The organism is Acidaminococcus nyctereutis, from assembly GCF_052216985.1.
Lineage (GTDB): Bacteria > Bacillota > Negativicutes > Acidaminococcales > Acidaminococcaceae > Acidaminococcus > Acidaminococcus fermentans_A.
The window spans coordinates 19,219-37,780 of the sequence record NZ_JBQOUY010000021.1 but is presented as its reverse complement, the minus strand read 5'-3'; the positions used below and the strand labels follow the sequence as shown (position 1 = coordinate 37,780).

Genomic DNA, 18,562 nt, shown 5'->3' with positions numbered 1-18,562 from the left:
TTGGGAGTACCATAATACACAGTTAGGTTTTTCATAGCAGTTAAATTCTAACACGAAAAAGGACTTTCGATTCACAAGAATCGAAAGTCCCTTTCGTTTTCATGGAGCTATTATTTCACAGCCCCTTCTTCCGATGCTTCCCGCAGGGATCCTACCCTACGATCCTTTCCGCCATCTCTGCGGCCCTTTCTTCCAGGCCCTGGTTCTGGAGGATGCTCCCCGGGTCGTTGGCCGTTTCCATCAGTGCGAAATGGGGCGGCAGGAGGAACCGCTTATTGCAGTTCAGGGCATCGATGACCTGCTCCGCCACGATATCTCCCCCACTGTAACCGGAGACCACCAGAGCAAAGATCCGTTTCTTGGCAAACTCCCGGAAATCAGTCCGGTACAGAGCCGTCATCCGGTTGAAGAAGGCCATGAGGTTGGCGCTCACCGCATCATTGTAATTGGGGCAGCAGAATACCAAGGTATCGCTTTCCCGGATGGCAGGATACCCCTCTTCCACCATGACCCCTCCATAGAAGCAGTCCCCCTGTTCTCCAAAATGGAGGCAGGCTTCATAGCTGCAGCCCCGGCAGTCCACCACCGTGCCATTCCGCAGGTTCACTTCCCGGACCTGGGCCCGGCTGCCGATCTGCCGGCGGATCAGACTCCACAGGAGCAGGGTATTGGATGTCTTCCGGCTGCTGGCATGGAACAGGGCGATCTTATGCTGTCCTCCCTCCGGCAGCGGGGCTCCCTGGAAAGCCAGGAGCTGCTCCACCAGCCGCTCCACGGCGTTGCCATAGGCTTCCAGGTTGTCCACGCCCTGGATCTTCGCCTGGATGTTGAAATTGTACAGGGACCCGGTGGCTTCTACCAGAGGCGCACCGGGAAAACTGCAGCCGGACCGGTTGGCCAGGAAAATCATCTGCCTTCCGGCTTTCTTGGTGAACAGTTCTTCCGCCCCATCCACCACCACACTGCCCACGCAGTGTTCCAGACAGTGCCGGTGCTGGGAAATATAGGCGATGAGACGGGCAAATCCCAGGCTCATACCGCCCCGGGCCAGGTTCACCACGAAGAGCAGCCGCTGGAGCCCCGGCCCTTGGGGGCCTCCTTCCGGAAAGAGGCGGGCAAAATGGCTGATCCCTTCCACCACCTGGTGGGGACGTTCCCGGAGGGCCTTGGCCAGGACCCGATCCACCCGTCCGGTTTCCTTCTCTTCCTGCCACCCCAGCTTGATCACATAGAACATAGCAATCCCTTCCTGCAGCAGCCGGTCACTTCATCCGGCACAGATTGAGATAGGCCTGGCGGATCCGTCCGTAAAGAGCCGGGCACAGAGCTGCATCCTCATATTCGAACCCAGTCTCCGTAAGCCGGTTCTTCAGGCCCAGGAAAGCCCCTTCTTCCCGGTCTCCCAGGTACAGGGAGCCATAATGCCAGGCTCCCCGGAGGGTCAGCAGGATGGAAAGGGCCGCACTGGAAAGAGCGGGTGCCAGGTAGGGCTTGTAGCCCAGGGCCCGGACTTCCAGGTTGCAGCCCACCGTCTTTTGGGTCAGTTCTTTAGACAGGGCATCATCATACTGTTCCAGGCTGTCGGCGATCACCAGATCCTGGCCATGGGGGCCGAAGGCCCGGCCTTCTGTGAGGTAATGGTGCAGCCGGGGATCTCTTTCCGCATAGTAGCAGGCCCGGGCATGCATGACGCCCAGCCCGTACCCCTGGACCTGCCAGGGCGCCAGGCCGGAACTTTCCCAAAAGGCCCGGCACAGGTTGTCCACGGGATCGGAGACGATGCAGGCCAGGCCCCGGAAGGAAGCCTGCTTGGCCAACTGCCCGAAATGGCAGACCAGTCCACGGTTAGCCTCCAGCTGCACCATCCGCATATCCCCCTTGGCCCCGATGGGCGGTGTGCCCTTGGTGGCGCAGAAGATGAACACATCACAGGCAAAGAGCCTGTCTTCTGTGACGATATCCACAGGCGGCAGCACTTGTTCTCCAGTGGGGAAAGGATAGCGGATCTGGTTGATCTCGATTTCCAGCCGCCGGAGGTTCTTTTCATTCAGGTCGCAGAGGCCGATGGAGGCGATCTGGTCCGCTCCCAGGAGCCGGAGCCCCAGGAGCATGGTCCTGCCTACGTCCCCCAGGGCCAGGATGTGCACTCGTTTCCTCGCCGGGAGAGCCGGCCGTCCTGCCAGGGCAAGCGGGGCTTCCACCCCTGCTTCTCTGGGCAGATCACTGATATGATACCATTCTTTTTCCATCTGATTTGCTCCTTTCCAAGGGGAGGACTCATTCGCCGCCCCGGTTCCTTTCCTGCAGTCTGATGCCGGCTTCCCCCCAGCGCAGCCGTATCAGCCGTTCAATGTCATTCTCGATGAAACGGGTGGGATCCATGTTGGCATCGAACTTCACCCCGATATCCATATCTGGGATCCGGAGCACAGAGAGCACTTCTCCCAGCCGTTTCAGAGTGAGCCGTTTTTCATACAGAGCCTGGTATTCGTCCTGGAGGGTCTCCATGATCAGCCGGGCATTCTGGAGGCAGGTGAGGGAATAGAGATTCACCGCATCCGCCTCGCCCCGGCAGATGAATTCCGGCTTCACATAAGGCAGGATCAGGTTCACCGAAGGATTCCGGTCATATCCGCTGTAGTTGTTGGCATTGTCGATGCTGTCCCCTCCGATGAAGGGATAGCAGTCCCGTTCGTTGAGCCACAGTTCCAAAGAAGGCAGGAAATAGGCACTTTCACAGTGGATCCCCTGCTGGGCCATCAGATCCATGGCATTCCCGGTCATGACCCCTACCAGCACTTCCTGGACCTCCACATCGTTCTTCTTTAGATAAGGAGTCAGCATCCGCATCCGGTGGCCCTTTTCCAGCAGGTCATCGATGAGGATCACGGGCCGGCGGAAGGACCGGATAGTCTTCACCTGGTTGTCCACCGTGGCATAGTGGTGGGCTTCGGCCAAAGTGAACCCTTTGACGGACCGGTTGAAGTATTTTTCGATATGGAGGGCCTTGGTCACCGTATTGGGCACCAGCACATCGCTGAGGGCCTTCCCAAAGGGGACGGACATATAGGGTCCCCGCCGCTTCCTAGGGTCTTCTAAGGTAGAGACCCCGTTCAGCCGGGCCACTTTCTGGATGATCCGGTAGTGCATGGCGCTGGGGTTGAAGGAAAGGATCAACTTCCCAGGATAGAGACGCCGGAGCACCCGGAGGAGATTGTTATGGGCCCGGTCCAGGGCCCGCAGGACCCTGGGATCCTTATTGAAAGGATTCTTGATGGTGGTCTCCACATCCCGGAAGAGCACCACCGGGGATTTGATCTGGACCGCATAGACGGGATGGGGCGATCCTTCCGGAGCGATATCCACGAAGCCCTGGCGGATCAGCGCCCCCACCGCTTCTTCCCCATAGCCGGAAGGATCCACCGGATGATAGACCACATAGGTGAAATCCCGGTTGATCAGTTCCGTCATCATCTCTGTCAGGAGGATCTGTCCTGGATGGGAAATGGAACTGTCCCCGCTGACGGCAAAATACCCCAGGGCCGCAATGCGTCCGGAGGCTTCTTCCCGCACATGTTCGGCCACCCGGGGATCCCGGAATTCCAGGAGCAGTTCCTGGACCGGCACCTGATGCACGGCTCCGAAAGCGGCCAGATGCCCTCCCTGTTCTCCGCTGTCCACATACTGGGTATAGACCTTTGGCCGGCCGTCCTTCCCCTGCCAGGCCAGATAGCGCTGGAGCAGGAGGCCATCGGCGCCCTTCCCGGCCAGCATCTCCGCCAGATGGGGCATGTCTTCCCACCTGCGGGGCTGGAAGTCTCCGATGCCGATTTCCCGGGCCTCCAACACATGTTTATAGGCGGGTTCCCGGAGATACAGGTTGTTGGCGTAGATGAAATTCTGGGCCACCGGGTCTATGAGAGCAGAGATATCCCGGTTCTGATCGATGTTTTCCCGGATCCGGGTAGAACTCACATCTTCATAGAATTTATCCAATTTCAAATGGAGGATCTTTCCCCGGATCTGTTTTTCCGCTGTCTTCTCCTTTTCCTGCCGGGCCGGGGCATCCGTATACCAGTTGGAATTCTCCCGGGTCTCCCGTTCAAAGATGATGTGGTTCACCGAATGGATGGAATCTTCCGCCGGGTCCAGCCGATAGGCCGAAGCGTTCTCCACCACGTCAGAACCTACGGCCAGATACAGTTCTTTCTGGGCGAAGATCCCTTTCAGTTTCCGGATGTCTTCTGGATTGGCGATATTCACTGGCAGGTTTTCTGAAAAGGGATAGATGTCTTCCATATCGGCCACGGACATATTCATGATCTTCCTCCGCATGAGCCGGGGCTGGGTATGTTTGGACCAGGAAAATTCGTCCAGGGCCAGATACACCACGAATCCCATATCCCGGATCCGCCGGGCCACTGCCTTGTGCCCGCTGCTGAAGGGATCGAAAGTGCCGGGATAGAAGCAGACACGCCGTTTTTCCGGGAAGACGAAACCGCCCTGCAGGGCTTCCACCCGGCCGATATACCGATACAGATGGTTCAAGACCGCCGCATTGCTGTAAAAATCCAGTTTGGCTTCTGTATTTTCGTTCAGCAGCACCCAGATCTTCTTGCAGCTGTGGAGGAAGAGGAAATGCTTCTGGCCTTCCGGCATCTGGGGGCTGCGGAATACGTACGCGGCCAGATCCTGGAAAGCATCCCGGCTCAGTTCCCGATTGTAATGGGCGAAGGCCCGGAGGATGGAATAGAGCAGCTGGAGCTGGCGTTCTCTGTTCCGTTCTCTTTCCTCGGGGAACCGGTCAGCAAAGGCCTGGAAATTTTCCAGAACCACCCCCATGGTATCCACCGCCGCCCCGGCCAGCTGGAAATTGGTGGAATCCATATCTTCCCGCAGGGAGGTCAAGAATTCGTCCAGTTCTTCCGGCAGCAGCTTCAGGATCATCCGGCCCAGATATTCCGGCACGTATTTGGTGATCTGCAGATCTCCGATCTCCAATCCGTTGAACAGTTCCACTGCCATTTCGTTGCGCTGGGCATAGGTCATGGAGTCGGTGATTTCCAACAGGGCCTCCCCCGCTGCCTGGCGCACTGCCAGATATTCACTGACCTTCACCAAATTGCACAGGTGCATCCCCAGATGCATCACATTGCCCGCTTCCTTCCGGTGCAGCAGGGCATGGCACATCAGATGGATATTGGCCATCTTGATCATCCAGTGGACCCCGGATTTCAGGTCCTCCAGGAAGAGGCTGCTTTCTGTTTCTGCAAAAGCCTGGGGATCTTCCGGCAAGTCCATGGTCCGGAGCAGCTGCCGGATGAAGTTCGTTCCATCCCCCTGGTTCCCGAAAAGATGATGGGTACTGTAAAGAGCCCCGATCCGCAGGATCAGGCTGGGATCCTGTCCGGTTTCTGCCAAATTTTTCTCTACGGTCCGGCAGAATCCCTCGGTCAGGTCTTCCGGGCGCAGAAAGAGCAGGGCCTGGAGCAGGATCATCTTCTGTTCCAGAGCCGGCGAAGGCATCTGGTACCACTCTGCCAATACTTCCAGATAAGGCGCCGCCGGATACTTTTCCTCCGCAATGTTGGCTTGGGCCGTCCCCAGCCGCTGATACCGGGTGGCCAGCACCGACCGGACAAAGGGACCCAGGCAGGAGCCGATCCGGTTCTTATGCTGCTGGGTATAACGCCGCTCCGGATCGATGATCTGTTCCAAGTACTGCCGGAACAAGATCCGGTTGGTGATCTTCTTCCGGGGCAGCAACACGCCTTTGGGAAGTTCCTTGGTGTACCTTTCATTGAAATTGGCCACGATTTTCCCCATCAAGGCCGCTGCCTGGACCCGGATATCTTCTTCCTGATGGCTCAGGAGTTCGTACAGGAACTGGAGGGTCATCAGTTTTTGCCGTTCCGTCATGTAGGTGGAGTATTCTTCAAAGATGCTGATATACGCCCGGAGATTCTTCCAATTCTGCTCGCTGCGGGCGGCTTCGATGAGATTTCCGAAATCCCGTTCGCTGCGGAACAGGCTCATGAGCCGGATATTATGGGCGATGGCCGCGTACTTCAGCTGCCGGACCACGTCCTCTCCTTCCAGGAGGACATTTTCCCTCCGGGTCCGGACTTTTTCCTGGTGGGGTACCGGAGCGAAATCGGCCGGCAGTTCCGTGGTGACGCCCATTTCTTCCATATAGGCTTCGAAATCTGCCAGTTTCATATATACCTTCTGGTACCGCTGGCGCTTGGCTCCATCCACGTCATCCAGTTTGCTGAGGATCACCTGGAAGGCCTCCTGGAGGGTATGGAAATGGACTACTTCTTTTCCCTCCCGGTCCCGGGAACTTTTCACCCGGAAATCGGCATAGATCAGCAGCAGGGATTCCACGGAGAGATTTTCCAGTTCCAGGTCCCACACCGAGTGGTTGGCCGCGATGTGCCCTATCTGGGGCAATCCTTCCCGTTCGCAAAAAAGATCCGTGTAATAGTAATGGAGGTAGGGGACCCGTTTCTCCTCCCCTTTTTTGCAGCCGTATTTCCCCATGTCATGGACAGCCGCTGCCCCAGCGATGAGAGCCACATCCACCGGGACGCCCCGTTTATGCAGCTGCTGGGCCATGAACACCGCTACATAGGCCACCCCGCCGATATGGCCCAGGGTGTTGTAGGGGGTCACTTCCGTCCCCAGACGCATGAATTCGTACAGGTAGCGGTCCCGGACCAATGTGCAGAACCGCAGGTATTCCCGGGTATAGTGTTCCTTCCTGACTTCCTTCACCGGCAGCAGGGCGATGTTCATCCGGGGATCGAAGGGACAGCGGAGCTTTTCGTAATGGTACAGCCCCCGGAGGATCTGGAGCAGGGTACGCCGTCCCGCCTCATACCGGGCAGCCGTTTCCGTGTCTTCCGGATCCGTGGTCTCTGGGAAAAGCTTCCTCAGCAGCCAGCGGTAACAGTCGGCCAGCCAGCCCCTGTCCGGTTCATCGGCCAGGACCGGCAGGAAGCCCCGGAGGATTTCCAGCACGGTCGAAGCCGAAAACCGTCCCTGCGGGTCAGCCGTGCTTTCCAAAAGCGGACAGGCTTCTTCCAGACGGCAGGATCGGAGCTGCTGCTGCACCTGTTCTGGAGTGAGGCCAACGGCTTTGCAGTATGCGGGCGTGTCCATGGCCTCCTGGATCGATTCCCATAGGCTGATCGTATTTTCCATCTCTTTCATATCGTTTCTCCCAGACTAGAGATACTATTCTGTCAATGATACATCTATTATAACACGGAAAAAGAGAGTGCTGCACGTGTAACACCCTCCTCTGTCTAGGGGCAGCGACGCTGCCCGTCACTTGTCACTTTTCCCTGCCCTCTTTTCTTCTACTGCTTCTATAGAGTATACTATAAATAGTTTAATGGAAGGAAATGTGATTTATGGAAATCTTATTTTTAGGCACAGGGCATGCCATTTCCACCCGCTGCTACAACACCTGCTATGTCCTGCGCCAGAATGAGCGCTATCTGCTGGTAGACGGGGGCGGGGGCAATGGGATCCTGCGGCAGCTCCAGCGGGCCCGTCTCCCCTGGCAGAAGATCAAAGATATCTTCGTGACCCACCGGCATATGGACCATGTCCTAGGGATCTTCTGGCTCATCCGGATGATCGTCAAGGCCATGAAACGGGGCACCTATGTGGGAGAGGCCCGGATCTACGGCCACGAGGAAGTGATCCACCTGCTCCGCTCTACTGCGTCCCTGCTGCTGGACCCAGGGGATTTGGGATTCCTGGACACCCGGCTCCATTTCATCCCGGTAGAAGATGGGGAGACCCGGAAGGTCCGGGGCTGGGACGTGACTTTTTTTGATATCCATTCCACCAAAGCCCGACAGTTCGGCTACACCCTGGAAAGCAAGGGGCACAAGCTGGGCTGCTGCGGAGATGAACCCCTGAACGATGCCAATTTCACCCAGCTGGCCGGGAGCCAGTGGCTGCTCCACGAGGCCTTCTGTCTCTACCGGGACCGGGAACGGTTCCGTCCCTACGAAAAGCACCATTCCACGGTCCGGGAAGCCTGTGAAAACGGAGACAGGCTCCAGGTCCCCAATCTGATCCTGTACCACACGGAAGATACCCGCCTCCCCCAGCGGAAGATCCTCTACACCGCTGAAGGGAAAGGATACTATAAAGGGAACCTCTACGTACCGGACGATTTGGAATGCCTGAAATTGTGGTAAGAAAGGACGCAGCGATCTCTCATGCACTATCCCAACATCACTTCCGGCCGCTTCCTTTCCCGGCCCAACCGGTTCATCGCCCAGGTGGAGATCGGCGGCCGGGAAGAGACCTGCCATGTAAAAAATACCGGCCGCTGCCGGGAACTGCTGGTCCCCGGTGCCATTGTCTACCTGACGGCCAGCGATAATCCCGAACGGAAGACGAAATACGACCTGGTGGCCGTGGAAAAAGGGTCCCGGCTGATCAATATGGATTCCCAGGCGCCCAACAAAGTGGTCCAGGAATGGCTGGAACAGGGCGGTCTCCCCGGTCTTACCCGGATCCAGCCGGAATATCGGTACGACCAGTCCCGTTTCGATTTTTACCTGGAACAAGGCAGCCAAAAAGCCTTTTTGGAAGTCAAAGGCGTCACCCTGGAAGACCGTGGAGTGGTCCGCTTCCCTGATGCCCCTACGGCCCGGGGAGCCAAGCACCTCCACGAACTGATCCGGGCCAGCCAGGAAGGATACGGCGCCTATGTATTCCTAGTGATCCAGATGGAAAATGTGGACCATTTCGAGCCTAACTGGAAAACCGATCCGGATTTCGGCCAAGCTCTCCTGGAGGCCCAGGAAGCCGGTGTCCAGATCCTGGCCTACGACTGCCAGGTGGCCCCTGCTTCCCTGTCCATCGGGAAAAAGGTACCAGTACAGATAAAATAAAGAGGGTTTGCTGCACGTGTATGGCTTTCACTCGTGCAGCAAACCCTTTCTCATATCTTCCGGTACAGGCGCCTGGAAGAACATCTCCTCTCCCGTCCGAGGGTGGCGGAACCGGACGGTCCAGGCGTGGAGGGCCTGGCGCTCCAGACTGCTGTGCTCTTGGCCATACAGAGGATCCCCCAACAGCGGATGGCCTGCATGGGCAAAATGGACCCGGATCTGATGGGTCCGTCCGGTGAGCAGGTGGATCCGCAGTACAGTATTGTTTCCCCGGAAGCCCAGCACCTGGTAATCTGTGATGGCCGTCTTGCCATCTTCCCGTACCATCCACCGGTCCACTCCTTCTGCCACCCGGCCGATGGGATGGCAGATCCCGCCTGTGCCCAGTTCCAGCCTGCCTTCACAGATGGCCAGGTATTCCCGGCAGATCTGGCTGTGATCCCGGGTCAGGGCGTGTTTGGCAAAAGCGGATTTGGCCACTATCAGGACCCCGGTGGTATCCCGGTCCAGCCGGTACAGGGGATGGATGCCGCAGTGCTGTCCGGTCCGGCGGAAATACCCTCCCACGGCCTGGACCAGGGTATCCCGTGCCCCAGCATAAGTAGGATGGATCAGCATCCCCGCCGGCTTATCCACCACCAGCAGGTCCTCATCTTCATACAAAAGGGAAAGGGGCAGATGGACGGGGATCACCGCCGCTTTTTCTTCCCAGCGGAATACAAGCCGGTCCCCGGTTTCCAGCCTGTGAGAAGGACTGGAAACCGGGGATCCGTTCACCGTAATGGTACCGTTCCATTTGATTTTCCGCCAGAGCTTTTCCGAAAGGTGCATGGGGCCTCGGGCTGCCTGGCGTACGCAGTATCCGGCATGGGCCCCATCGACAAGATAGGTCAGTTCCATCTCAATATTCCCGCAGGAACTTCTTGAAAAAGTCCACGCTGCCCTTCAGGGCATCGGCGGGGATCTTTTCGTTCACCTGGTGGGCTGCTCCCCACCGTCCATCCCAGCAATACCCGGAAAACAGCATCACATTGTCGGCGATCCGCTTGTAATAATGGCTGTCCGTGCCTCCCAGCATCAGGAAAGGCACCACATCCACCTTATCCCCGTACTGCTCTTTCAAGACCTTTTCTGCCACCTGGATCCCGTACCCCTGGGGGTCGGAAGCAGGCAGCGGGTCCTTCCCGGACACGTGGCGGATTTCCACCCCTTCCGGCAGGAACTGGCGGAAATACTCTTCGCAGGATTCCACCGTATCTCCCTGGAGCACCCGGACACTCATCTGGGCGGCTGCATGGCTGGGCAGCACATTGGGCTGCTTGCTGGCTTCGGCCATGGTAAAGGCGATGGTGGTGTGGAGCAGGGCGTCCAGTGCCGGATCTTCCTGGGCCAACTGGCACAGCTCCTTCCAGTGGCCCTCCGGATCTGCATAGATGGCCCGGCGGCTGCCTTCCTGGAGCTTGGCGCTTTTCTGGAGATGGGCCAGGGTCAGGGGGGTGAACCGGTAAGGGAACGGATGGGATTCGATGGCCACAATGGCTTTGGCCAAAGTCCCCAGGGCCGTGCCCTTCCCCGGACGGCTGGAATGGCCTCCGGGAGAATTGGCGTAGATCTCGAAGTTCACCGGGGATTTTTCCGCTACCCCGATCTTGGCTTCCAGCTTGTCCCCCGCCGGGAACAGGCCGCCCCCTTCATCCACTACGGTACCCAGACGGACGCCCTTTTGTTCCAGGTTCCGGGTGAGTTTTTCCGCTCCGTCCACATCGTTTTCCAGGTACACTTCTTCACTGTACCCCAGGGACAGATACAGGTCATAGGCAGGCCGCCAGCCTTCCCCCAGCAGGGCTTCCACCGCTTCCATTTCCGCCAGCAACAGATGCTTGCAGTCGGTGGTGCCCCGGCCGCAGATGCAGCCATCGATCAGTTCGCCCCCGAAGGGATCGAAGGTCCACTGGCGACCGTCCCCCACTTCCACCACATCCTGATGGGCCATGAGCAGCAGCGGCTTCTTGTCACTGCCCGTGCCCTTCAGATGGAACTGCAGGCCGGCCTGGCCTACCTGGTCCAGCTCCATCAGTCTGAAAATATGGGGATAGAATTCCCGGAATGCCTCATGGAGTTTCTCGAACTGGCTCCAGTCCACTTTGTCCACATTGGCGTTGGACACGGTGGCACACTGGATGAACCGCTGGAGATGGGCGGTATATTTTTCTTCTTCTGTCAGACTCACGACGTTTCCCTTCTTTCTTATTTACCAGGCAGGTTCCAGGTTGCCCTTGCATTTTTCCAGGATATAATCCTTTACCGGCTGGCTCTGGAAGATCTGGACGAACTTCTTGTAGGTGGGGTTATCCTTGTCCTCTTCCCGGGCGGCGATGATGTTCACATAGGGGCTGGTGTTGTCTTCCTTGGCAATGGCCAGGTCCGTGGAGAGGCCGGCGGAATTGGCATAGCCAGCGTTGATGATGGAAGCGGCTGTGTCATCCAGGCTCCGGGGCAGCTGAGCAGCTTCCAGTTCCACGATCTGCAGGTGTTTCGGGTTTTCCGTAATATCGTTGACGGTGAGTTCCGTGGCCTTTACATCAGGGTTCACTTTCAAAAGGCCCAGCTTGCTCAGCATCAGGATGGCCCGGCCTCCGTTGGAAGGATCGTTGGGGATGGCAATCTTGTCTCCGTCCTTGATGTCCGCCACATTCTTGATCTTGGTGGAATAGAGCCGCAGGGGCGCCAGGTAAGTCTTGCCGATGCTCACCAGTTTGGTGCCGTTCTTTTTGTTGAAGGCCAGCAGGAAAGGTTCATGCTGGAAGGAGTTCAGGTCGATGTCTTTCTGGGCCAGGGCCTGGTCCGGGGTCACGTAGTCGGAGAAAGTCTTGATTTCCACCTTCAGTCCCTGCTTTTCCGCTTCCTTCTTCACCACTTCCATGATCTGTTCGGAATACCCGGGGGTGATCCCTACAGTGATGGTCTTCTTTTCCGCCGGCGCTGCCGCTTTCTTGTCGCTGCCGCAGCCGCTGACCAGGCTGGCCAGAGCCAGGACGGTTACCACTGCTGCCATCCATTTCTTCAGTTTCATTCAACATCTCTCCTTTGTTGCCTTCCCGAAAGCCTCATAAGAAAAACGCCACCTGCTGGGCAGATGGCGTTTCCGATGACTGAGCTCGCTTTTCATCTGCCAGGGAAGATCCCTGTTGGAATTGGCACCTTCCCGTCCGGGGGTTGCCGCAGCTTCATAGGGCCAAATCCCTCTGCTGCTCTCGATGAAGGTATGTGATTTTGATGGTTTTGATTCTACACTAGTTGACTAGGAAAGTCAAGGACTTTTTGTAACTGAGGTGAGAACAGTTACATCTTCTGGTGGGCGCGGCGGGCGATGACGTCCAGCTGCTGCTGCCGGGTCAGGTCGATGAATTTCACCGCGTAGCCGGATACCCGGATGGTGAAGTTGGCGTATTCCGGTTTTTCCGGATGTTCCATGCAGTCGATCAGCTTATCCACACCGAACACGTTCACGTTCAGGTGGTGGGCTCCCTGGTCGAAGTAACCGTCCATCACCCGTACCAGGGTGGCTTTCTGTTCTTCTTCGTTGTGGCCCAGGGTTTCCGGAGCGATGGTCTGGGTGTTGGAAATCCCGTCCAGCGCGTATTCGTACGGCAGTTTGGCTACGGAGTTCAGGGATGCCAGAAGGCCGTTCTGTTCCGCACCATAGGCCGGGTTGGCACCAGGAGCGAACGGGGTGTAAGCCTTCCGTCCATCAGGCAGGGCACCGGTGGCGCCGCCGTACACCACATTGGAAGTGATGGTCAGGATGGAGGTGGTGGCTTCGGAATTCCGGTAGGTGTAGTGCTTCCGCAGCTTGGTCATGAAGGTCTTCAGCAGCCACACGGCGATTTCATCCGCCCGGGGATCATCGTTGCCGTATTTGGGGAAGTCCCCTTCGATCTTGTAGTCCACCACCAGGCCGGAATCATCCCGGACCGTTGATACTTTGGCATATTTGATGGCGCACAGGGAATCCACCACATGGGAGAACCCGGCGATACCGGTGGCAAAGGTCCGGCGCACATCGGTGTCGATCAGGGCCATTTCAGCCGCTTCGTAGTAGTATTTGTCATGCATGTACTGGATCAGGTTCAGGATGTTCACATACAGCCCGGCCAGCCAGTCCATCATCAGGTCGAATTTGTGCATCACTTCGCCATAATCCAGCACATCGGAAGTGATGGGTGCATATTCCGGCCCTACCTGCATGTGTTTGCCGTCCTTGGTCAGGAATTTTTCGTCCTTGCCCCCGTTGATGGCGTACAGCAGGCATTTGCCCAGGTTGGCCCGCGCCCCGAAGAACTGCATTTCCTTCCCGGTCTGGGTGGCAGATACGCAGCAGCAGATGCTGTAATCATCGCCCCATACCGGCTTCATCACATCGTCGTTTTCGTACTGGATGGAGGAAGTGGTGATGGAAATGTGGGCGGCGTATTTCTTGAAGTTATCCGGCAGTGCAGAAGAATACAGCACAGTCAGGTTGGGTTCCGGAGAAGGCCCCATGTTTTCCAGGGTGTGGAGGAACCGGTAGTCGTTCCGGGTGACCATGTGCCGGCCGTCCATGCCGATGCCGGCCATTTCCAGGGTGGCCCATACCGGGTCGCCGGAGAACAGCTGGTTATAGGAGGGGATCCGGGCGAATTTCACCATGCGGAATTTCAGGGTCAGGTGGTCGATCAGTTCCTGGGCTTGTTCTTCCGTCAGGGTCCCTTCGGCCAGGTCACGGCTGATATAGATATCCAGGAAGGTGGAGATCCGGCCCACGCTCATGGCGGCCCCATTCTGGGTCTTCACAGCAGCCAGGTAGCCGAAGTACAGCCATTGGACAGCTTCCTTGGCGTTCTTGGCCGGAGCGGAGATATCATAGCCGTAGACTTTGGCCATTTCCTTCATCTGCTTCAGGGCCCGGATCTGTTCCGCCAGTTCTTCCCGCTGCCGGATGATGTCATCGGTCATGACGCCGCAGCCGCAGTTGTCCAGGTCTTCGTTTTTCTTGTCGATCAGGAAGTCGATGCCGTAGAGGGCCACTCTCCGGTAGTCCCCCACGATCCGGCCCCGGCCATAGGTATCAGGCAGACCGGTTACGATATGGCTGTGACGGGCTTTGCGCATTTCAGCGGTATAAGCATCGAACACGGCCTGGTTGTGGGTCTTGTGGTAGTCGGTGAAAATCTTGTGGAACTTGGGGTTCACTTTGTAGCCGTAAGTTTCCGCCGCTTCTTCTGCCATCTTGATGCCACCATAGGGCATGAAGGCCCGTTTCAGCGGCTTGTCGGTCTGGAGGCCCACCACTTGTTCCAGGTCTTTCATGGATTCATCGATGTAGCCGGGGCCGTATGCTGTCAGGCTGGAGACCACTTCCGTTTCGCAGTCCAGCACGCCGCCTTTGGCCCGTTCTTCCTTCTGGAGTTCCTGGACCTTCCCCCACAGTTTGTTGGTGGCTTCCGTAGGGCCTGCCAGGAAGCTTTCATCCCCGTCATAAGGGGTATAGTTGTTCTGGATGAAATCCCGGACATCCACGTCGTCCGTCCATTTCATGCCTTTAAAACCTCTCCATGCAACATTCTGATTGATGCTGTTCATTACAGATCCTCCTTTTGAGTTCCTGATGGTTTCGTTTTTGATGGCCTAATCATACCGTTTTTCCCGTTGGAAAACCTTGACTGGAATCAAGTTTGCTAAAGCTAACTATTTTTATATGGCTCCCAAAATCTCCCGGGCCTGATCCACTGCTTCCTGGGTGGGCGGTTTCACGTCCTTCAGCTGGTTGGGGATGCCCAGCTGTTCCCATTTGTACAGTCCCATATTGTGGTAGGGCAGCACCTCCACCCGCTGGATATTGGTAAGGGTGTCCAGGAACTGCCGGGTCCGCTTCAGAGACCCTGGATCATCGGTCCATCCAGGCACCAGCACCTGGCGCACCCAGATGGGCTTTTGGATGTCCGACAGATACCGGAACAAGTCTAAGATGTTCTCGTTGGGCTGCCCGGTGAGCTTTTTATGGGCTTCCGGGTCGATGTGCTTCACGTCTACCAGCAGGATATCCGTCACTTCCATCAGCTGCTGGAACTGGCTGAAGAAGGGCTCCTTCCGGGTAAAAGGCTGGCCGGCGGTATCGATGCAAGTGCCGATACCCCGGGCTTTGGCCTTCCGGAACAGATCCAGGAGGAAGTCCATCTGGAGCAGGGGTTCCCCGCCGCTGACGGTGATGCCCCCTTCCGGCCCCCAGTAAGGCCGATACCGTTCCGCCTGGTCAAGCAGTTCGTCGGCAGTTTTCAGCTGGCCTCCCTGGCCGCATTGCCAGGTATCCACATTGTGGCAGTACAGGCAGCGCATGTGGCAGCCCTGGACAAAGATGATGAAGCGAGTGCCGGGCCCGTCTACGGACCCGAAGGTTTCAATGGAATGGATGCGTCCCTGGATCATGATGAACCTCCTTGATGATAAAAGAAAAGACCCCGGCAAGGGGTCATGGTTTCCGTACCTCTTGACAGGGTCATTGTATGTTTTTTGGAAGAAAGGTTCCTTGATTCAGGTCAATAATTCACCAATTCCATGAGCCGGTCCGGTTCCAGGATCTTGATGCTGCTCTGGCCGGTCTTTTTCACATAGCCTTCCCGCTCCAATTCTTTCAGCTTCCGGCTGATGGTCTCCGGGCGGAGGGCCAGGCTGCCGGCCATTTCTTCCAGCCGCAGGGTGATGGTATCGCTGGCCTGCCGCCGGTACCGGTACAGCAGCAGTCCGGCCACCCGTTCCTTAGGGTTGGAAATGCTCTTCAGCAGGTTCCTCCGGTTGGCGTCGTGGAGCTTCTTGCTCAAAAGCGCAATGATCCGCATAGCCACTTCCGGCTCCTGGATGGCTTCTTCGAAATCTTTCCGGGCCAGCTTGCAGTACTCCACCTCCGTCATGGCAATGGCCGAGGCAGAATAGCGGCTGTCAGGGATCAGCACCCCTTCCCACATGGTGTCGTGTTCCACGAAGATGCCGGCGATCCGCTCCAGTCCGTCCTGATCGTAGGTGCTCAGCTTCACCCGGCCCCGGTGGATGATGTAGATGGCGTCACAAGGTTCCCCTTCGTGGAACAGGCAGCCTCCCTTGGGCAGCGTGAGACGCACCGCCCGGCGCAGCAGAGTGGTCACTTTTTCCGGGGGCAGACCCACCAGGAATTCCACGTTCTTCAGACATTCTCCCCGGCAGCTCCTGCACTGTTCCGGCACCATCGCAGTCATTTCTTTTCTCCTTTTTCCAGGAAGTCTGCCAGCCGTTGATAGTGGAGGAAATCCTCTCTCTCTCCCAATTCCCGGATTTCCGCCACTGTGGCCAGACGGAAGTCCTCGACTTCATCTTCCTGGACTTCCACCTGTCCTGGGACGAAATCGCCCTGGAATTCATAGATATCCACAAAATAATTGTTCCGTTCCTCCGGGCTGTCGTTCCGGTAGGTATGGATGCAGCAGGCCTGCTCCGGGCTGAAATGGAGCCCGGTCTCTTCCGCCACTTCCCGGAGCACCGCTTCCTGAGAGGTTTCGCCCGCCCGGACGCCTCCTCCTGGGATCTCCCATTTCAGGGGAGCCCATTCTTTGTCGGCCTTCCGCTGGGTGATCAGGATCCGCCCCTGGGCATCCCGGATCAGGGCCAATACCGTCAGATGGTAATCTCCCGGTTCCATTTGCCAATCGTTCCGGAGCATCTTCCTCCCCGTGAGCTGTTTCCTGCTGTCGTAGATATCCCAGTATTCCATTTCGGTGCCTCTTTCATCAGAAAATATTTCTTCCATTATACGGCAAAGGGCCTACTGCACGCAATAGATAAAGGGGCCGCTGCACGTCCTGTGCAACAGCCCCATATTCTTACTGCTGGGCAATGGCCCGATTGATGGCATTGAGGATGCCCAACAGGGAAGCCGTGTTGATATTGGGATGGATCCCCACCCCGAAGATGTGTTTTCCGTCCGGTTTCTTCAATTCGATGTAAGAAATGGCCTTGGAATTGGAGCCCTGGGAAATGGCGTGTTCGTGGTAGTTGATGAATTCGAACCCGTCCACTCCGATTTTATTCAGCGCATTGAAGAAGGCATCGATGGGCCCGTTGCCCGTGCCGGTGATGTGCATTTCCGTCCCGTCGGCCTTGATGTCTCCTTCGAAGGTCGTGCTGGTGTTTTCGTCCCCGTCATGGTTATCGTAGACCTTGTGGGCTCCCAGATCGTACTTACCCCGGAAATCCACGTATTTCTTGTTGAACAGTTCCACGATCTGGGTAGCGGACAGTTCGTCCCCATATTCGTCGGCGGCTTCCTTCACCATATGACCGAATTCCGGATGCATCTCCTTAGGCAGGTAATAGCCCACTGCCTGCTGCATCACGAAAGCGGCGCCCCCTTTGCCGGACTGGCTGTTGATGCGGATCACCGGTTCATATTCCCGATGGATATCCGCCGGATTGATGGGCAGATAGGGGACTTCCCAGTACCGGCTGTTGGTATCGGCCATATACTTGAAGCCCTTCCGGATGGCATCCTGATGGGATCCGGAAAAAGCGGTGAAGACCAACTCCCCAGCATAGGGATGGCGGGGTTCCACTTTCATCTTGGTGACACTTTCACAGATCCGTTTGATCCGGTTGATGTGGGAGAAATCCAGCTGAGGATCCACATTGTGGGTGTACATATTGAGCGCCAGGGTAACGATATCCACGTTCCCGGTCCGTTCCCCGTTGCCGAACAGGGTCCCTTCTACCCGGTCAGCGCCGGCCATCAGGGCCAGTTCCGTAGCCGCGACCCCTTCGCCCCGGTCATTGTGGGGATGGAGGCTGATAATGGCCCGTTCCCGATCCTTCATGTGGCGGATGAAGTATTCGATCTGGTCCGCATAGGTATTGGGAGTAGACATTTCCACAGTGGACGGCAGGTTGATGATCACCGGGTTCTCCTTGGTGGCACCCAGGGTATCCAGCACCGCTTCGCAGATTTCCACCGCGTAATCGGTTTCCGTACCGGTGAAGCTTTCCGGTGAATATTCGTACCGGATGTTCATGCCGCTTTTGGCGATTTCTTTTTCCGTCAGTTCTTTGATCAGTTTGGCCCCATCCACAGCAATCTTGGTGATGCCTTCCATATCCTTCCGGAATACGATCTTCCGCTGGAGCGTGGATGTAGAATTGTAGAAGTGGATGATGACATTCTTGGCCCCTTTCACCGCTTCAAACGTCTTCTTGATCAGTTCCGGACGGGCCTGGACCAGCACCTGGATGGTCACATCATCCGGGATATAATTGTCTTCGATCAGAGTCCGGAGGATCTCATATTCCGTTTCCGATGCAGAAGGGAAGCCTACTTCGATTTCCTTGAAGCCGATTTTCACCAAAGTGGTAAACAGCAGCAGCTTCTCTTCCAGCTGCATAGGGGTCACCAGGGCCTGGTTCCCGTCCCGCAGATCCACGCTGCACCAGATGGGAGCTTTGGTGATGGTCTTGTCCGGCCAGGTACGGTCCGGCAGGCTGACTCCTTGGAAAGGGATGTACTTTTTAATGGGCTTATGCATAATCGTTTCCTCCTTGTTTTCTGAGGCGGGATAGAAAAAGCCCCGCCCCCAGTATACTGTAGG

General features: G+C 56.9%; 13 protein-coding genes and 1 riboswitch. Of the genes, 2 read left to right on the top strand and 11 right to left on the bottom strand.

Annotated features, from left to right (window positions below; genetic code table 11):
• Window positions 1-151: 151 nt before the first annotated feature.
• Genes ACTUHY_RS09805 through ACTUHY_RS09795 form a run of 3 tightly spaced genes read right to left on the bottom strand, consistent with a single transcriptional unit; the run spans window position 152 to window position 7,215 of the window.
• Entirely contained in the window at window positions 152-1,237 is a 1,086-nt protein-coding gene (locus tag ACTUHY_RS09805; RefSeq protein ID WP_442827575.1) for a flavodoxin family protein, read from the bottom strand.
• Window positions 1,238-1,262: 25 nt separating this feature from the next.
• A complete protein-coding gene (locus ACTUHY_RS09800) occupies window positions 1,263-2,249 on the bottom strand; it encodes a Rossmann-fold NAD(P)-binding domain-containing protein (protein ID WP_442827574.1) in 987 nt (328 codons plus the stop codon).
• A 28-nt stretch (window positions 2,250-2,277) separates the two neighbouring features.
• On the bottom strand, window positions 2,278-7,215 hold the full coding sequence (locus ACTUHY_RS09795) for a phosphohydrolase (protein WP_442827573.1): 4,938 nt from the start codon (window positions 7,213-7,215) through the stop codon (window positions 2,278-2,280).
• 203 nt (window positions 7,216-7,418) lie between these two features.
• Between ACTUHY_RS09795 and ACTUHY_RS09790 the strand changes: the two genes are divergently transcribed.
• Window positions 7,419-8,219 (top strand): MBL fold metallo-hydrolase, encoded by an 801-nt coding sequence (locus tag ACTUHY_RS09790; RefSeq protein WP_442827572.1) that lies wholly within the window; start codon window positions 7,419-7,421, stop codon window positions 8,217-8,219.
• Window positions 8,220-8,240: 21 nt separating this feature from the next.
• Window positions 8,241-8,921, top strand: a complete 681-nt coding sequence (sfsA, locus tag ACTUHY_RS09785) for a DNA/RNA nuclease SfsA (protein ID WP_442827571.1) — start codon at window positions 8,241-8,243, stop codon at window positions 8,919-8,921.
• 27 nt (window positions 8,922-8,948) lie between these two features.
• On the opposite strand, the gene ACTUHY_RS09780 is transcribed toward sfsA, so the two are convergent.
• From ACTUHY_RS09780 to leuA, 8 genes are all read right to left on the bottom strand, one after another.
• A complete protein-coding gene (locus ACTUHY_RS09780; RefSeq protein ID WP_442827570.1) occupies window positions 8,949-9,821 on the bottom strand; it encodes an RluA family pseudouridine synthase in 873 nt (290 codons plus the stop codon).
• Window position 9,822: 1 nt separating this feature from the next.
• The gene (locus tag ACTUHY_RS09775; RefSeq protein ID WP_442827569.1) at window positions 9,823-11,151 is read right to left on the bottom strand and encodes a M20/M25/M40 family metallo-hydrolase; all 1,329 of its coding nucleotides are present in this window, start codon (window positions 11,149-11,151) and stop codon (window positions 9,823-9,825) included.
• A gap of 21 nt (window positions 11,152-11,172) precedes the next feature.
• Window positions 11,173-11,994 carry a MetQ/NlpA family ABC transporter substrate-binding protein gene (locus tag ACTUHY_RS09770; RefSeq protein ID WP_442827568.1) on the bottom strand — a complete coding sequence of 274 codons (822 nt, stop codon included), beginning with the start codon at window positions 11,992-11,994 and terminating at the stop codon, window positions 11,173-11,175.
• A gap of 89 nt (window positions 11,995-12,083) precedes the next feature.
• A riboswitch (SAM riboswitch) is annotated at window positions 12,084-12,185 on the bottom strand.
• A 78-nt stretch (window positions 12,186-12,263) separates the two neighbouring features.
• Entirely contained in the window at window positions 12,264-14,543 is a 2,280-nt protein-coding gene (pflB, locus tag ACTUHY_RS09765) for a formate C-acetyltransferase (RefSeq protein ID WP_442827567.1), read from the bottom strand.
• A 111-nt stretch (window positions 14,544-14,654) separates the two neighbouring features.
• Window positions 14,655-15,386, bottom strand: coding sequence for a pyruvate formate-lyase-activating protein (pflA, locus tag ACTUHY_RS09760; protein ID WP_442827566.1), 732 nt, complete (start codon window positions 15,384-15,386; stop codon window positions 14,655-14,657).
• A 110-nt stretch (window positions 15,387-15,496) separates the two neighbouring features.
• Window positions 15,497-16,189, bottom strand: a complete 693-nt coding sequence (locus ACTUHY_RS09755) for a Crp/Fnr family transcriptional regulator (protein WP_442827565.1) — start codon at window positions 16,187-16,189, stop codon at window positions 15,497-15,499.
• Window positions 16,186-16,701, bottom strand: coding sequence for an NUDIX hydrolase (locus tag ACTUHY_RS09750; RefSeq protein ID WP_442827564.1), 516 nt, complete (start codon window positions 16,699-16,701; stop codon window positions 16,186-16,188). Before ACTUHY_RS09750 ends, ACTUHY_RS09755 begins: the two co-directional genes overlap by 4 nt.
• Window positions 16,702-16,810: 109 nt before the next feature.
• Window positions 16,811-18,499, bottom strand: a complete 1,689-nt coding sequence (gene leuA, locus ACTUHY_RS09745) for a 2-isopropylmalate synthase (protein WP_442827563.1) — start codon at window positions 18,497-18,499, stop codon at window positions 16,811-16,813.
• Window positions 18,500-18,562 lie beyond the last annotated feature (63 nt).

Excerpts from the sequence above, each read along its gene's own strand:
- ACTUHY_RS09795 (WP_442827573.1), bottom strand. The coding sequence starts at position 7,215 with ATGAAAGAGATGGAAAATACGATCAGCCTATGGGAATCGATCCAGGAG.
- ACTUHY_RS09790 (WP_442827572.1), top strand. The coding sequence starts at position 7,419 with ATGGAAATCTTATTTTTAGGCACAGGGCATGCCATTTCCACCCGCTGC.
- ACTUHY_RS09800 (WP_442827574.1), bottom strand. The coding sequence starts at position 2,249 with ATGGAAAAAGAATGGTATCATATCAGTGATCTGCCCAGAGAAGCAGGG.
- leuA (WP_442827563.1), bottom strand. The coding sequence starts at position 18,499 with ATGCATAAGCCCATTAAAAAGTACATCCCTTTCCAAGGAGTCAGCCTG.
- ACTUHY_RS09755 (WP_442827565.1), bottom strand. The coding sequence starts at position 16,189 with ATGACTGCGATGGTGCCGGAACAGTGCAGGAGCTGCCGGGGAGAATGT.
- ACTUHY_RS09780 (WP_442827570.1), bottom strand. The coding sequence starts at position 9,821 with ATGGAACTGACCTATCTTGTCGATGGGGCCCATGCCGGATACTGCGTA.
- pflB (WP_442827567.1), bottom strand. The coding sequence starts at position 14,543 with ATGAACAGCATCAATCAGAATGTTGCATGGAGAGGTTTTAAAGGCATG.
- sfsA (WP_442827571.1), top strand. The coding sequence starts at position 8,241 with ATGCACTATCCCAACATCACTTCCGGCCGCTTCCTTTCCCGGCCCAAC.
- ACTUHY_RS09770 (WP_442827568.1), bottom strand. The coding sequence starts at position 11,994 with ATGAAACTGAAGAAATGGATGGCAGCAGTGGTAACCGTCCTGGCTCTG.
- ACTUHY_RS09805 (WP_442827575.1), bottom strand. The coding sequence starts at position 1,237 with ATGTTCTATGTGATCAAGCTGGGGTGGCAGGAAGAGAAGGAAACCGGA.
- pflA (WP_442827566.1), bottom strand. The coding sequence starts at position 15,386 with ATGATCCAGGGACGCATCCATTCCATTGAAACCTTCGGGTCCGTAGAC.
- ACTUHY_RS09750 (WP_442827564.1), bottom strand. The coding sequence starts at position 16,701 with ATGGAATACTGGGATATCTACGACAGCAGGAAACAGCTCACGGGGAGG.